The following is a 14,745-nucleotide window of genomic DNA, read 5'->3' on the forward strand; positions in this document are numbered from 1 at the left end:
AGAAGGTGACGGTTTTAGCCGACTTCCTTACTTGGACGTTTCATTTTAAGATGCAGAATCTAAGCCCGCGGTATTTGGAAGCAAGTCGGGCGGTGTTATACATTGAAAGCGTCCTTCCGCAGAAAGCTTGCGATTCTCAAATCCGATCAACACATTTTTGTGACCCTGCCGCTCGCCGTCGGCAACAATGACAACTTCAGCCGCGGAAACAGCGAAAATAAAGCCATGTTCACGGCCGACGGTGCGATACGGAATTAATTTCATCCGCTCTTCCCATTTCATTTTCCCTTTCTTCCCCTCTGAATCGAGCCATTCGAGCGTTTCCTCCCATTCATCTTCTGTCAGCTGCGATTGAAACAACGCGATCTCGGCCAACAAAACGGGCGCCCTTGAGATGGGATCGCGTAAATGGTTGCCGGTATCGACGAGGGTCGTTGCCTTGATAGCTTCCGTCTGCTCATTCATTTTGATGATCACATCCGCGAACTGGGCAGCTGTTTTCTTTTCCTGTTTAAGCACACGCTTGCTTAATTCAGCAAAAAGAATGACGACCGGTAACGCGGATAAAACGAGCAGTCCGTGCATATCATCAAACAGCACCCAACGGGCGGATGAACGCCATGTTTCCAAAAGTTCAGACGTTTGCCAAAACATGGCCATCGCCATAACGACACCGCCCGTAAGCCAAGAAATAAAATAAAACAATACAACGGTCTTGGCAAAACGTGTAAATGTTTGAAAACCGAACGCCAACAGAATCGTACCCATACAAATAATGCCTTGCGCGATCGGATGCAATAAAAATTCTCCATAAGCCGTTAGCCACATAAACAACGGGAGACCTGAACAGGCTGCGGCGATGAATAGTCGCCTTTTTTTTGTTTGGTAACCGATCCATTTAGCCGTCATATAGAGCAAACTGACAGTTACGGCCGTGTTTAATGCATAGATGATATCTATGTACAGCGTCAAAACACTCTTCGGCCCCCCTTTCTTGTTGACCTCTCTTTTAACAGTATAAGCGTATAGGCATTCGAAGTATGTCACTTTATCAGTGGTTGTCACACTCTGATTTTCATTGATTTGATAAAAAACTGTCGAGGAGGTGTGAGGCGGGGGATTGGAGGTTGTTATTTATTTTTCGGATATTATTTGGCGTGGAGCATCGAACTTGGTCGCTTTGGGGCTTGGGCATCTATCTGGATGGTGACCGATCTAATCGATGTAACCTGTATTCGGGAGCCATAGGGCTGTCATGGCGACCGGACTCATCTTTTTTCTTTTGCCCGGTCGCCATGGACACTTCATAGTGACCGAGTCGTTTTGATTAGTTTTCATTCGGTCGCCATAGCTTCTTCATGACGACCGAATCGCTTGATTTTTTCTTTGTTAGGGAATCATAGTTGCCCAAAGCGGATCATATCGACAATAAAAAACCCAAACGGGAGCCTTGCTCCGTTTGGGTTTTCCTTTCCCGTGTTTTACCGGTTCCGGCGACGGTTACGTAAAAATGCCGGGATATCAAGGGAATCTTGGTCGTCTTCTTGTCCTTGTCTGTCGGTTGGCCGTTCCGGCTCTTCTTCGAAGGCCGGTTGTTGCGGTTGCGCTTGCGGGCGCTGTGGGGCCTGTTGTTGCGGGCTTGTCCGTCTGCTGCTGCCCGTTTCTTGGCTATTGCCGGGACGCCCCCGCTTTTCCGAACCTTCGTTGAATCCCGTTGCAATCACCGTAACGAGAACTTCATCTTTCAAATTTTCATTGATGACGGATCCAAAAATCATATTGACTTCCGGATCCGATGCATCCGAAACAATTTCGGCTGCTTCATGCACCTCAAACAAACTTAAATCGCTTCCGCCGGTGATGTTCATTAGTACCCCTTGGGCACCATCAACGGACGTTTCCAGCAATGGGCTGGAAATTGCCTTTTTCGCCGCCTCACCGGCTCGGCTTTCGCCGGTAGCGATGCCAATTCCCATAAGCGCGGAACCTTTTTCGCTCATGATGGTTTTTACGTCGGCAAAATCCAAGTTGATTAGCCCAGGCGTCGCGATTAAATCCGAAATGCCCTGCACCCCTTGTCTCAGTACATTATCTGCTTCTCGAAATGCTTCCAGCATCGGTGTGCTTTTATCGACAATTTCCAGTAGACGATCGTTCGGGATAACAATCAAAGTATCTACTTTTTCTTTAAGGGTTTCAATCCCTTCGGTTGCATGGGTGGAGCGTTTTTTCCCTTCAAAAGTAAACGGCCGTGTCACGACACCTACGGTGAGGGCGCCTATTTCTTTGGCCACTTCTGCAATGACGGGGGCAGCACCGGTTCCGGTTCCTCCGCCCATGCCGGCCGTGATAAATACCATGTCTGCCCCGGTCAGTGATTCTTCCATTTGCTCTTTGCTTTCTTCCGCCGCTTTTTTGCCAATTTCGGGGTTTGCGCCTGCGCCAAGCCCGCGCGTTAATTTCCCGCCCAGCTGAAGTTTTGTATCCGCCTGGGAGAGGGATAGCGCTTGGGAATCCGTATTTACGGCGATAAATTCCACGCCTTGCAAGCCATTTTCAATCATGCGGTTCACTGCATTGGAGCCGCCGCCTCCAACCCCAATGACTTTGATTTGAGCGAGTTGATCCATGTCCATTTCAAACTCTAGCATCTCGGGTCCCCCTCATCAGTCAATTGTCTGGTATATCCCTTTATGTTTCGTTACAAGAGGTTGTTCAAAAAGTCCGGGGAAAATAGCTGTCGAGAAGGGGAACTTCTGCTAAAAACTGCCACGACACACAAGCGAACGCAGAAGTCGCCACATCCTGTGGAAGCGCGCCAGCTTGCTTCTTCGCTTCCTTGAACTTCTCGGCTATTTTTGTCCTCCTTTTTGAACACGGTTACTATTCAAAAAACACTTTGAAAAAACTACGAACTTTTTTTCTTACTCCTGGTGATTCCTTTTCCTCTCGTTGTTCCCGCTGCTTTTCCGAGTTTCTTGTTTTGCGATAGGCCGGTGACTCCTCTTCATCCTGACTTGCAACGACCATTTCATCCATCTCGTTCATTCTAACATGAAGATGGGCAAATTCAATGAGTCCAACGCCATTGGTGTATCTCGGCTCCCTTACCCCAATATAGTCCGGAATCGCCATTCGGATATTACGGCCGATAATTTCTCTGGCCAATTCAAGGGTGCCCGGCATCATCACCGTACCGCCAGTCAATACGACTCCACCCGGGATATCCCCAATTCCGCTTAATTCTTCGGCAATGATTTCGAAAATCTCTTCCATTCGCGGTTCAATGACATGCGCCAAGTCCCGTTGCGAATACTCCTCCGGTTCATGGCCTCCCATTGGGTGAACGGTGGCGAACACTTCATCGGAAGTATCGTCGATATACGCATGCCCATGTTCTACTTTCACACGTTCCGCTTCCGCCTTGGTTACGCGAAGCCCTACGGATAGATCGTTTGTCACATGCGCCCCCCGATGGGGACGACATTCAACGTTTCCAGTGAACCGTCTTTAAACGTAGAGATCGTCGTTTGGCTTCCACCGATATCGACAAGCGCAACACCAAGTGACCGTTCATCTTTTGATACGGCAATTTCACCTGCCGCCAGCGGCTGCAGGTAAATATCCGAAATGACCAAACCCGCTTTCTCCACACAACGCAAAAGGTTATGTAAGACCGTTTTTGATCCGGTAATGAGCATTCCTTCCATTTCTAACCGTACACCGATCATTCCAGTGGGGTCGTTGATTTCATCGTAACCGTCTACGATAAATTGATTCGGTACGATATCGACCACTTCGCGGTCCCGCGGGATGGATACGACTTGCGCTGCATCCATGACCCTATCGATATCTTCCTGGCCGATTTCTTTATTCGGGTTCGATACAGCAACGATCCCTTGACACGGCTGCAATTCAATATGGTTTCCATTAATGCCGACGACGACTTGGTTAATGGAAACGCCGACCATCCTTTCCGCTTCTTCGGTGGCTTGGCGGATAGATGCGACCGTGGCGTCAATGTCAACAACGGTGCCTTTTTTAATGCCGGTAGACGGCGCTTTTCCGACGCCGATAATATTGAGTATTCCCGCCGAGATTTCCCCGATCATTACTTTTACTTCAGTTGTACCAACATCCAAACTGACATAAATCTCATTATTGTCCACGAATGGCACCTCCTACTGCAATAATGTTCTGCCCATAACATGCCAGGCTTGTGATGTGTTGGGCGCGCCCGTGCGGACGGGAGGTAACCGCAGCAAAGCGGGTCATCACCATTCTTTAAAGCCGTGACTACATCAGCAAATAATTTATCCCGGTTGTAATTGCATGCTAGATTACTAGTTTCACTGGATAGCTCCACAGCTTATTTAAGCTTGTTCACGAATGATGCTGACGAGTCTACGCATATTGCGAAAAAACTTTTTCATGAATAGAAAGATCCTATACCTTCTTTGTGGTTGAAAAAAGATCTTATGTACAAGTTTACACCAATATAGGCTTGGAGAAAAGCGAAAATCGCCTCAATTCCTAGAAGTCCTTTATAATCCTTCGAAATACCATGCATCTGGCCTCCGGCTTCTGATTTCTGTTATTGGTTCTTCACCAAAATCTATCGTCGATATCTGTGAATATTTACGGTGATAACATTGGCTAGCGGAGGAAAAACACGGAGACTCCCGTGGGAAAGCGCAGTGGGAAGACCCCGCAGAAAAAAGCGATCTTCTTTTTTGCCTGCAAAAAAGTATCAACCAACTTTCTTACCTGCATAAGTTGGGCTAAGGCTTTTCGCCGTAAAAGCTTGGCGAAAAGCCAAGTTTTCTAACGAGGAGGCTGAGCTAAGGGCCCACGGAAAGCGTCGTGTTTTCCCGTAGCGGTTACCATCATTCATGATCATTTTTATTTTTCAACCATAGATGTTAGTATTAACCCCTTTTATCAGCCGTTCTCCTCATCGGAATCTTCATCTTCGTCTTCGTCAGGCGTTGATGAGCTTTCAAAATAAGGCCTCATTTTCATATGCAATACTCCCGAATCTTCAGGATCAATCTCTTCTGCGACAGAAGGATAGCCGGACATGTACTCCGCAAATTGGTCGACCGTTGTCTCCACTTCAATCCCATCATTCATATACAATCGTAGTCCTTCATGGCTTTCATCGAGTGGATGCACTTCCGATATTCGGTTCACGACCCCGTCTGTGAGTTTTTCCATTTCAGAAAGAAGTGTTTCCAATCGGGATTCATCATTCCACCCATAGACGACGGGCGCGTCACCGGGGAGTTGATCCAAGCCTTGATCAGGACTTTGTTCCCCGTTCGCAAATACAGGGATGTACGTCTCGTCTTCTTCCATATAAGCGATTCGTTCCTGCTCGGTGATGGCAATATGTACCGTGCTCGGAAATGATCGCGAAACCGAAGCTTCCAACACATGAGGGAGATTTTCCGAAATCCTTTCTTCTGCCCCCCGAAGATCGGCCGCCCAAATATTATCCCCCTGCTCCAAACCGCTTTGAGCCGTCACCTCGTCCTCTTCCCCGGTAACAATTCCTTCCACATTAATCGTTTGAATGTCACTTAGAGGGGATTGCAAATAGACGACAAGCCCGATCAACAAAAAGATCGTGATCAAAGAAATGATCAGCCGGCGATTGGCACGTTTTTTTCGCTGTTCTTTTAATGCGGGAATTCGTTCATTTGCGGATACAACTTTTCGATCTCCCACTCGCCAACCTCCTCTTGATACCGGTTTGTCTCGTATTTATTCACCGCATTTTTGCACTATCAAATGTATAAATTATTCGGATGATAGTATAAGAAAAGACTTTGACTTTCGCCATCCTTGGCGATAAGTCAAGTTTTTCTAATGGCTCTTTTCATCACTTCCCGTAATCGGTCGGCCGCATCCGGAACGCCGATAGATGTTGCCGCCGATTGCATCTCGGCCGCTTCGCCATTTTGAAAAAGCGCCTTTATATCCGCCTCGAGTTTATCTCCCGACCAATCCGTTTCTTTGTGCACCATCGCAGCACCAACGTCCTCCAACGCTCTGGCATTCATTTCCTGATGGTTTTTCGTCACGTAAGGGCTCGGAATTAAGATGGAGGGGATGCCAAGTGCCGTAATTTCCGCCAATGTTGTGGCACCGGCCCGACTCACAACTGCATCTACACTTGCAAGTACATTTGGCATATTGTGAATGAACGGACGGACGACGACATGTGCGCGCGTTTTTTCATTGGCTATGCTTGTCTTCACTTTATCATAATGGACGCTTCCTGTGATATATAAGTATTGACAATGTTTGTCGGTTAATTGTGGAAGTGCCTCTAAAAAGGCATCATGAATCGGTTGTGCACCGCGGCTGCCGCCGACAATCAACACGACGGGGAGGTTATTTTTCAATCCGAATTCGGTCACCAAATTAGTTTTTTCGGCTTTAACGACTTCGGAGGCACGCGGATTCCCGGTGAAGACCGTTTTGTCCTGCGGAAAATAACCGGAAGCTTCCTGAAAAGAAATCGCGACGTTTGTGGCGTATCTGCTTAAAAACTTATTCGTAAGGCCGGGAATGCTGTTTTGCTCATGAATAACCGTCGGCACTCCCAACCGGGCGGCCGCGTACATCACGGGACCCGCCACATAGCCCCCTGTCCCGAGGGCAATGTCTGGCTTAAATTCACGAATCAACTGCTTCGCCCGCGAGGTCCCTTTTAAAAAGCGCCGTACGGTTTTTATATTTTCAAAAGACAATTTCCGTTTAAATCCACTGATTTCGATCGTCTCAAAGGGAATGTCGTATTTTGGCACGATCTCGTTTTCCAATCCATTTCCCGTTCCCACGTATAAAAAGGAGGCAGACGGCTCCTCCTCGCGAATCGCTTTAATCATGGCAATCGCGGGGTAAATGTGCCCTCCCGTGCCTCCGCCGGTGACCAACACTTTCATACATTTCACCTCAGGTTTTAGATATGTGGGAGGCAAGAGGTGATTCCCCCTGCTTCCATCGTGTTTATGTGACTCTTGTATGGGCGCTGATATTTAACAATATGCCGAGCGCGAGGAGCATAAGCGTGAGGGATGATCCGCCGTAGCTGAGCAAAGGAAGAGTGATGCCGGTGACCGGAAACAAACCGATGACGACACCGATATTGATCATCACCTGCACAAACAACATGCCGATAATCCCAACGGCCAACAACGTGCCGAATAAATCAGGGGCAAGCAAAGCCGTACGCAACCCTCGCCACATGATGACCGCGAACAAAAGAATGACGACAACACCAGCAATAAATCCTCCTTCTTCCGCGATCACGGCAAAAATAAAATCCGTTTGCGGTTCAGGCAGATAAAAATATTTTTGTCTGCTTTCCCCGAACCCCATGCCGAATAAACCGCCGGGGCCGATCGCATAGAGGGATTGGATAATTTGAAAACCGCTTCCGAGCGGATCATTCCAAGGGTCAAAAAAAGACGTGATCCGGTCGATCCGATATGGCGCCGAGGCAATCAAGCCGACGAACCCGACCGCTCCAATCGTTCCCAGCCATGCAAAATGGGCTTTTTTTGCACCGGCAATGAAAAGCATAATAAACGAAGTCGCTACCATTACCGCTCCCGTACCGAGGTCCGGCTGTAGCATGATCAATGCAAATGCGGTAAAAATAATTGCAAGGAGTGGTAACATGCCTGTTCGAAATCGCGTGATCTGTTGCTGATTTCTTGCCAACCAGTGGGCCAAAAACAAAATCATGCCTAACTTCATAAATTCCGACGGTTGGATCGAAAAAGCGCCGACGCCAATCCAACTTTGCGCGCCACCCCGGATCAATCCTATCCCGGGAATCAAAACGAGAATCAAAAGGGCAAAACAGACCAAAACTGTCGTAAGCACATAGTTGCGCCATCGCCAATAGCCGAAACGCATCATGAACAGCATTCCGACACACCCCGCTCCCGCAAACAGCAATTGCCGTTTGGCAAAATGGTAAGGATCGGAAAAGCGGTACTCTCCCCAAGCCGCGCTCGCGCTATATACCATGATGACCCCGATGATCAACAATGCGCAAATGGCAAACAGTAAAATTCCGTCAACCGCTTGTTTATTTTCTTTCACATCTTCACCCCGCCACCCGCGATTCAAGTCCTGTCCGAGACAAGGCTTTATTCATACGTATGACGGTTTGTCCGTTTTAGAAGTGGGAGGTGAGAGGTTGAGGATGAGATTTCCAACGTTGCCCTTCTATAGTTCTTCTATGGCGCTGATGAAACAATCGCCCCGTTCTTCAAATGTTTTAAATTGATCCCAACTGGCGCAAGCCGGCGACAAGAGCAATATATCTCCCTCGGCGGAAACATCATACGCTTCTTTTACCGCTTCCTGTAAACGGTTGGTATGTTCAATCACCGGAACTCCCGCGCGGGCCCCCGCTTCTTTCAGCTTATCGCCCGTTTCGCCATACACCACCATCGCCCTCACATTTGTTAGGCTTTCGGCCAGTGAAAAAAAATCATTGCCACGGTCCAATCCGCCTGCAATCAGAACAACGGGTTGTTCAAATGCGTTCAAGGCTCGTGATGTCGCCAATATGTTAGTTGCTTTGGAATCGTTGTACACTTTTCGCCCATCCAACTCTTTTACAAATTGCAAGCGGTGTTCAACGCCTGTAAATGTTGCCAATACGCTTTTCACCGTATCATTCGATACATCTAAAAGTTTGGCAACCGCGACGGCAGCCAACACATTTTCGAGATTATGGATGCCGGGAAGGGCGATATCCCGCGTTTGCAGCAACGGCTCGTTCTGCCAATACACCGTCCCCGCTTCGTGAGAAGCGCCTTCCGCTCGTCTATTCTTCACGGAGAACGGGATGTTTTCCCCTTTTTGAGTCGCCGCCACTTCCTTAACGACCTTATCATCGGCATTGTACACAAAATAATCATCAGCCGTCAGGTTGGCGACAATGTTCGCTTTTGAACGGATGTAATCTTCCCGTGTTCCGTGGTAATCGAGGTGAGCGTCAAAAATATTCAAAAGCACGGCGATATGGGGGCGAAAATGAAGGGTTCCCTTCAATTGAAAACTGGACACTTCTGTTATCATGCATTCATTTTCACCCACCAATTCAGCTACTTCACAAGCAGGCAAACCGATATTGCCGGCGATTTTTGCTTGCTTTTGATCGGCGAGCAACATTTCATGGACCAGCTTCGTCGTCGTCGTTTTTCCGTTCGAACCTGTAATGGCGACAAGCTCCCCCTGTACGATCCAATACGCCAGTTCGAGTTCCGTTACGATCGGGATTTCCCGGCGCATGCCTTCCCGGACGACCGGATTGTCATACCGAATGCCCGGATTTTTAACAATCAGATGAAGAGAGGCGTCAAACATCCATAAAGGATGGCCGCCGGTCACAAATTGAACGCCAAAAGCTTCCAGATCTTCTGTTCCCGTTAACTCCCCGTAAGGCTTCGCTTCGTTTACGATGACGCGGGCTCCATGCTTGGCCAACAATTGGGCGGCTGCTTTTCCGCTTTTTGCAAAGCCGAGGACGAGCACGGTTTTATTTTTCAAATTGGTAAGTAATGGATGGTTTGTCATATTGGCCACACCTCTATATAAACCCCGATGACTGCAAAGACGATGCCGCAAAGCCAGAAGACGACGACCACTTTCCACTCCGACCAGCCGGATAGTTCATAATGGTGGTGGAGCGGGCTCATTTTGAACACGCGCCTTCCTTTCCATTTAAACACGATGACTTGAATGATCACCGAAATCGTCTCAATAACAAAGACGCCGCCGATGACGATTAAGAGGATTTCCATTTTCAAAATTATCGCGACCGCGGCGATCGCCCCGCCAAGGGCCAAGGAACCTGTATCTCCCATGAAAACTTTCGCGGGATGGGCATTGAAAACGAGAAAACCGAGAACCGCACCTACGACAGCGGCACTAAAGACAGCGACCTCGGGGAACCCTGCATACCAAGCAAGTACGGCAAAAGCCCCGAAAGCAATCGCGGACGTTCCGGCGAGTAAGCCATCCAGGCCATCGGTTAAATTGACCGCGTTGGAAGCTCCAACGAGCATGACGGCAACGAGCAATAAATAAAGAATGCCGATGTCCATGCTGAAATCGGTGGCCGGAATTTGCACGACAGTAGAAAATTCATATTGCCGCAGAACAAAATAAAAAACGGCAGCGACGACTAATTGCGCGAGTAATTTTTGCTTCGAGTTTAAACCAAGGTTTCTTTTTAAAACAACTTTAATAAAATCATCCAAAAAGCCGACCAAGCCAAAGGCGATGGTCACGAGCATTAACAACCCGATTTGATAATTGAATGCCAACTCGGTGAAAAAGAACACGACGAAAAGCACGGACAAAACTATTGCCAAAATGACGACGATGCCGCCCATCGTCGGTGTGCCGCTCTTTTTTTGATGGCTGGAGGGTCCCTCTTCGCGGATGCTTTGCCCAAATTTCATCCGGTGCAACATCGGGATGAACAAAGGGGAAAGGAGCACGCTTAGTACAAACGCTGCTACGATGGCTGCTAAAATCGATGGTTCACTCAAGATGTTCACTCCTTTCGTTTCATTTCGATAGGGGCTCGGAGGTAACTTGGGGTTCTTCATGGCACCCCGGATCGTAAGTTTACGTGCTTTATAGTGCATTGTTTCGTAATTTGGTATAAAACCCATCATCTTATGCTTTTCTTTTCAACGCAAACTGTGTGGCCTTGGTGTCCCTCTCTCATTCAATGCCGATTCCTATTTTTCACGTTCCCGCCGAGCGATGATCGCCTCTTTTGCCTCAATGCGATCATCGAACGTGTGAAAGGTTCCGTCAACCTCCTGATAAGGCTCATGCCCTTTGCCGGCAATAACGATGACATCTTTCTTTTTTGCTTTATCAACGGTGTAACGAATGGCTTCTTTACGATCCACGATCGTCCGGAAAGGTTGGCCTTCCGCCCCTGCTTCCATATCCCGAAGAATGGTGCGTGGGTCTTCACTGCGTGGATTATCCGTCGTGAAAATCGCTTCATCCGCATAGGCGGCAGCGATCCTTGCCATTTCCGGGCGCTTCGTACGGTCCCGGTCCCCGCCGCAACCGACGATTACGTAGACGTCTTGTTCTGTAAGCTCTCGGACCGTTTCCAATATGTTATCCAAACTGTCAGGCGTATGGGCGTAATCGACGATTACCGCGAAATCCTGCCCTTCTTCAATCGGCTCAAACCGACCCGGAACCGGTTTGGCAGTTTCTAGGCTTTGCTTAATCACGGGCAAGGAAACCCCGGACGCATACGCTGCCGCCGCGGCAGCCAAGGCATTATATACGCTGAAACGCCCGATCATTTTTAAGTTTAATTCAATCGATTCATCGCCTATTACGAGTGTAAAAAATGTTCCCGTCGGACGCGCATGCAAATCACGGGCACGAACATCGACCCCGTCCCGCAAGCCGTACGTGAGAACCGGCGCTGCGGTTACATCCATCATGTAGCGGGCGTAAGGATCGTCATTATTGACAATCGCCACTTTCAAATCCTGATCATAAGCGTTGCCAAGTTGTGAAAACAAGAGTCCCTTGGCCTGCTTATAATCGTCCATCGTTTCATGATAATCCAGATGATCAACACTCAAATTGGTGAACACAGCGATATTAAACGTCGTTCCGCGCACTCTGCCGAGGGATAATGCGTGCGAAGAGACTTCCATCGTCACATCGGTTACGCCCTTTTCCTTCATTTCCGAAAAGGTTCGTTGCAACACCAATGATTCCGGGGTCGTATTTTTGGCTTCGAAGACTTCGTCATTATATTGGGTATAAAGGGTGCCGATCAAGCCTGATTTCCGCTTGTCATCTTGTAAAATTTGATTCAATAGATGCGTGGTTGTCGTTTTCCCGTTCGTTCCGGTGACACCTATGATGTTTAGGTCATGGGTAGGACTATCGTAAAAACGGTTGGCGATTTGCGCGAGGGCCCGTTTGCTGTCGGATACAATAACGGTTGGAACATCGACGTCCACATCTTCCTCGGCAACAACCGCGACGGCCCCCTTTTTAACAGCTTCTCGCGCATACCGGTGGCCATCGACCGTAAATCCGCGAATGGCTACAAATAATGTGCCTGCTTGTGCAAAGCGAGAATCCATCTCTACGGAAGTAATTATCGGGTTTTCAGCTTTCGTTTTGGTATATGCGAGCAAGCCCGCCAAGCATTCCTGCAAATCCATACATTTTTTCTTCCTTTCAGAGGTTGTTCAAAAAGTCCGGGGAAAAATAGCTGCCGGGAAGAGGAATTTTTGCTAAAAACTGCCACGACACGCAAGGCAAGCATCGCCTCATCCTGTGGAAGCGCGTCAGCTTGCTTCTTTAAGGAAGCCGGCTAAGTTCGTCACCTCCTGTGACAACAACGGCACTAGCGCCTCCTGCGCGTCGCACGTGCCAGAAAACATACCCTCGAAAAAAACACTTTTTCTTCGTGAAAAAAGCTTTCGCACCGATGCTCGGAGCTGCGCTTCCTTACACTCCGGAGTATAAGAAAATCTAAGCTTTCGCCATCTTGACGATAAGCTAATATTTTCTAAAACTTCTCGGCTATTTTTGTCCTCTTTTTTGAACACTCACGTTCATTCCATGGCTTCCGCTATCGACATGTGAGAACAGCCAAGGCTTTCCTTGGCTGATCATATTAAAAAACTTGGCTTTTTGCAAAGCTTTTATGGCGAAAAGCCTTGGTTGCGTTTATGCAGGTAATTAAGTTGATTTATACTTTCCTGCTAAACCATTTTAATCGCTTTCGTCCCTCATGTACAGACGAAGCGTGGAGCCCTCTTCCACTCGCTCGCCTGCAGCGGGGGATTGACGGTAAATTTCTTCCCCGTCTCCTGAAACTTCCAGATTCAGCGGATAATTGGCATCATGTAATTCCCTTAATGTTAATCCCGTGACATCAGGGACGTCCAAGTAAGGGACATCGGACCAAGTCAATTCCTTTTCAATTTGATCCTCCCGCCGCGGCACACCCATCGCCTGTAAACTGTCACCGATGACGTTACCGACGATCGGCGCGGCAACGACGCCTCCGAACTGTACCGTTTCTTTCGGGTTATCGATAGCGACATATACGACGATTTCAGGATCGTCGGCAGGCGCGAAGCCAATGAACGAAACGATATGATTGTTTTCCAAATAACGGCCGCCTTGCGCTTTCTGGGCGGTTCCCGTTTTCCCGCCGACACGATAACCGTCAACGAACGCTCCTCCGCCGGTCCCTTGCGCAACGACGTGTTCCAAAGCCCGTCGCACTTCAGCCGAAGACTCTTCGGATATGACTTGACGCTTTTCCATCGGGGTTTGACTGTCCAGAACAACACCGTCATCAGGGTCGAGCCAATCTTTAGCGATAAAAGGCTGATAAAGGGTGCCCCCGTTTACAGCGGCGGCAACGGCTGCCACTTGTTGGATCGGCGTCACGGATACACCCTGGCCGAAAGCGGTCGTGGAACGTTCCAACGGCCCCACATCCTCTACATCGAATAAAATGCCGGTCCCTTCTCCTTCCAAGTCAATGCCGGTTCGTTCTCCAAAGCCAAACTGATGAATATAATCAAAAAGCGACTCTGTGCCCAATCGTTCTCCCAACGAAACAAACCCGGGGTTACAAGAGTTTTGCACAACTTCCAAATACGTTTGCTCGCCGTGCCCGCCTTTTTTCCAACAATTCAAACGCTGACCGGCCACTGTAATGTATCCGGGGTCATTAAATGTATCTTCGTCGAGATCCACTTCATTTTCTTCAAGGGCAGCCGCAAGCGTTATGATCTTGAACGTAGAGCCAGGTTCATACGTAGACCAAATGGGGCGGTTTTGATCATAAATCTCCGGGGAAACCGCTTGGTAATCATCCGGATTATAGTGTGGCCGGCTGGCCATTCCGAGGATTTCTCCATTGTCGGGATCCATGGCAATGGCAAGCGCCCCGTCCGGATTGTACGAGGCCTCAGCGTTATCCAACTCCCTTTCGATAATCGTTTGCACTTGATCATCAATGGTTAACCGCACATCCATGCCATTTTGCGGTGCCTGATATCGATCGGCCATATCCGGCAACCGTTGCCCTTGGGCATCGGAAAAAAAAGAAACGTGCCCACTCTCGCCTTGCAAGCGTTCATCGTATTGTTTTTCAATGCCTGTAAGTCCTTGATTGTCAATGCCGGCAAACCCCAACACGTGAGAAAGATATTCGCCATTCGGGTAGTGGCGTTTGTTATCTTCGACAATGTAAACGCCGGGCAAGCGTTGTTCCCGGACTTCCGATGCGCGTTCTTGATCAATCTTGCGTCCGAAAGGGGTCAATCGAACCATCGAGCTGTTCTCTGTGATTTGTTCATATACATCTTGTCGATCGGCTTCCAAAACGTCCGCGAGTTGCTCGGACGTTTCCACCGGATCCTCGATCTGTCTCGGAACAACGAGGACCGATGGTGCGCTGACATTCGTTGCCAACACTTCGTCATGTCGATCCAATATCTCTCCGCGCTCCGCTTCAAAAGGCAAGTCCCTGCTCCAAGACTCCTCAGCTTCTTCCGTCAACCAGCCGCCAAGGGAAAACTGTACATAGCCGAGCCTTGCCATGAGCAACAGCGTTAACGCGATCCCGGCCAGCAAAGCCAAAAGCAACCTTCGACGCACGAGCGTTCTCGTAATTTTAGACATGAAAGG

9 protein-coding genes and 1 pseudogene are annotated in these 14,745 nt (G+C 48.7%); all 10 read right to left on the reverse strand.

Annotated elements, in window-relative coordinates; translation table 11 throughout:
• Positions 1–45: 45 nt before the first annotated feature.
• The 10 genes and pseudogenes from HUG15_RS14930 to HUG15_RS14975 all read right to left on the reverse strand — a co-directional run bounded on the left by HUG15_RS14930 (position 46) and on the right by HUG15_RS14975 (position 14,739).
• Positions 46–972 carry a sigma-E processing peptidase SpoIIGA gene (locus HUG15_RS14930; RefSeq protein WP_200123856.1) on the reverse strand — a complete coding sequence of 309 codons (927 nt, stop codon included), beginning with the start codon at positions 970–972 and terminating at the stop codon, positions 46–48.
• A 509-nt stretch (positions 973–1,481) separates the two neighbouring features.
• Positions 1,482–2,651, reverse strand: coding sequence for a cell division protein FtsZ (ftsZ, locus tag HUG15_RS14935; RefSeq protein ID WP_200123857.1), 1,170 nt, complete (start codon positions 2,649–2,651; stop codon positions 1,482–1,484).
• 232 nt (positions 2,652–2,883) lie between these two features.
• Positions 2,884–4,169: pseudogene (ftsA, locus tag HUG15_RS14940) on the reverse strand (cell division protein FtsA).
• 772 nt (positions 4,170–4,941) lie between these two features.
• Positions 4,942–5,730 carry a cell division protein FtsQ/DivIB gene (locus tag HUG15_RS14945; protein WP_200123858.1) on the reverse strand — a complete coding sequence of 263 codons (789 nt, stop codon included), beginning with the start codon at positions 5,728–5,730 and terminating at the stop codon, positions 4,942–4,944.
• 128 nt (positions 5,731–5,858) lie between these two features.
• Positions 5,859–6,953 carry an undecaprenyldiphospho-muramoylpentapeptide beta-N-acetylglucosaminyltransferase gene (gene murG, locus HUG15_RS14950; protein WP_200123859.1) on the reverse strand — a complete coding sequence of 365 codons (1,095 nt, stop codon included), beginning with the start codon at positions 6,951–6,953 and terminating at the stop codon, positions 5,859–5,861.
• A gap of 64 nt (positions 6,954–7,017) precedes the next feature.
• Positions 7,018–8,121 carry a stage V sporulation protein E gene (spoVE, locus tag HUG15_RS14955; protein ID WP_200123860.1) on the reverse strand — a complete coding sequence of 368 codons (1,104 nt, stop codon included), beginning with the start codon at positions 8,119–8,121 and terminating at the stop codon, positions 7,018–7,020.
• Positions 8,122–8,247: 126 nt separating this feature from the next.
• A complete protein-coding gene (gene murD, locus HUG15_RS14960; protein ID WP_200123861.1) occupies positions 8,248–9,606 on the reverse strand; it encodes a UDP-N-acetylmuramoyl-L-alanine--D-glutamate ligase in 1,359 nt (452 codons plus the stop codon).
• Complete coding sequence (gene mraY / locus HUG15_RS14965; protein ID WP_246516359.1) at positions 9,603–10,586, reverse strand: phospho-N-acetylmuramoyl-pentapeptide-transferase; 984 nt, start codon at positions 10,584–10,586, stop codon at positions 9,603–9,605. The genes murD and mraY overlap by 4 nt, the downstream gene beginning before the upstream one ends.
• Before the next feature lie 195 nt (positions 10,587–10,781).
• Positions 10,782–12,254, reverse strand: coding sequence for a UDP-N-acetylmuramoyl-L-alanyl-D-glutamate--2,6-diaminopimelate ligase (locus HUG15_RS14970; protein ID WP_200123862.1), 1,473 nt, complete (start codon positions 12,252–12,254; stop codon positions 10,782–10,784).
• A 556-nt stretch (positions 12,255–12,810) separates the two neighbouring features.
• Positions 12,811–14,739 (reverse strand): stage V sporulation protein D, encoded by a 1,929-nt coding sequence (locus HUG15_RS14975; protein ID WP_200123863.1) that lies wholly within the window; start codon positions 14,737–14,739, stop codon positions 12,811–12,813.
• Positions 14,740–14,745: the final 6 nt, after the last annotated feature.

This window comes from Salicibibacter cibarius (assembly GCF_016495725.1).
GTDB lineage: Bacteria > Bacillota > Bacilli > Bacillales > Marinococcaceae > Salicibibacter > Salicibibacter cibarius.

Coding starts and splice junctions, on each gene's coding strand:
- murD (WP_200123861.1), bottom strand. CDS start 9,606: ATGACAAACCATCCATTACTTACCAATTTGAAAAATAAAACCGTGCTC.
- murG (WP_200123859.1), bottom strand. CDS start 6,953: ATGAAAGTGTTGGTCACCGGCGGAGGCACGGGAGGGCACATTTACCCC.
- HUG15_RS14975 (WP_200123863.1), bottom strand. CDS start 14,739: ATGTCTAAAATTACGAGAACGCTCGTGCGTCGAAGGTTGCTTTTGGCT.
- HUG15_RS14970 (WP_200123862.1), bottom strand. CDS start 12,254: ATGGATTTGCAGGAATGCTTGGCGGGCTTGCTCGCATATACCAAAACG.
- ftsZ (WP_200123857.1), bottom strand. CDS start 2,651: ATGCTAGAGTTTGAAATGGACATGGATCAACTCGCTCAAATCAAAGTC.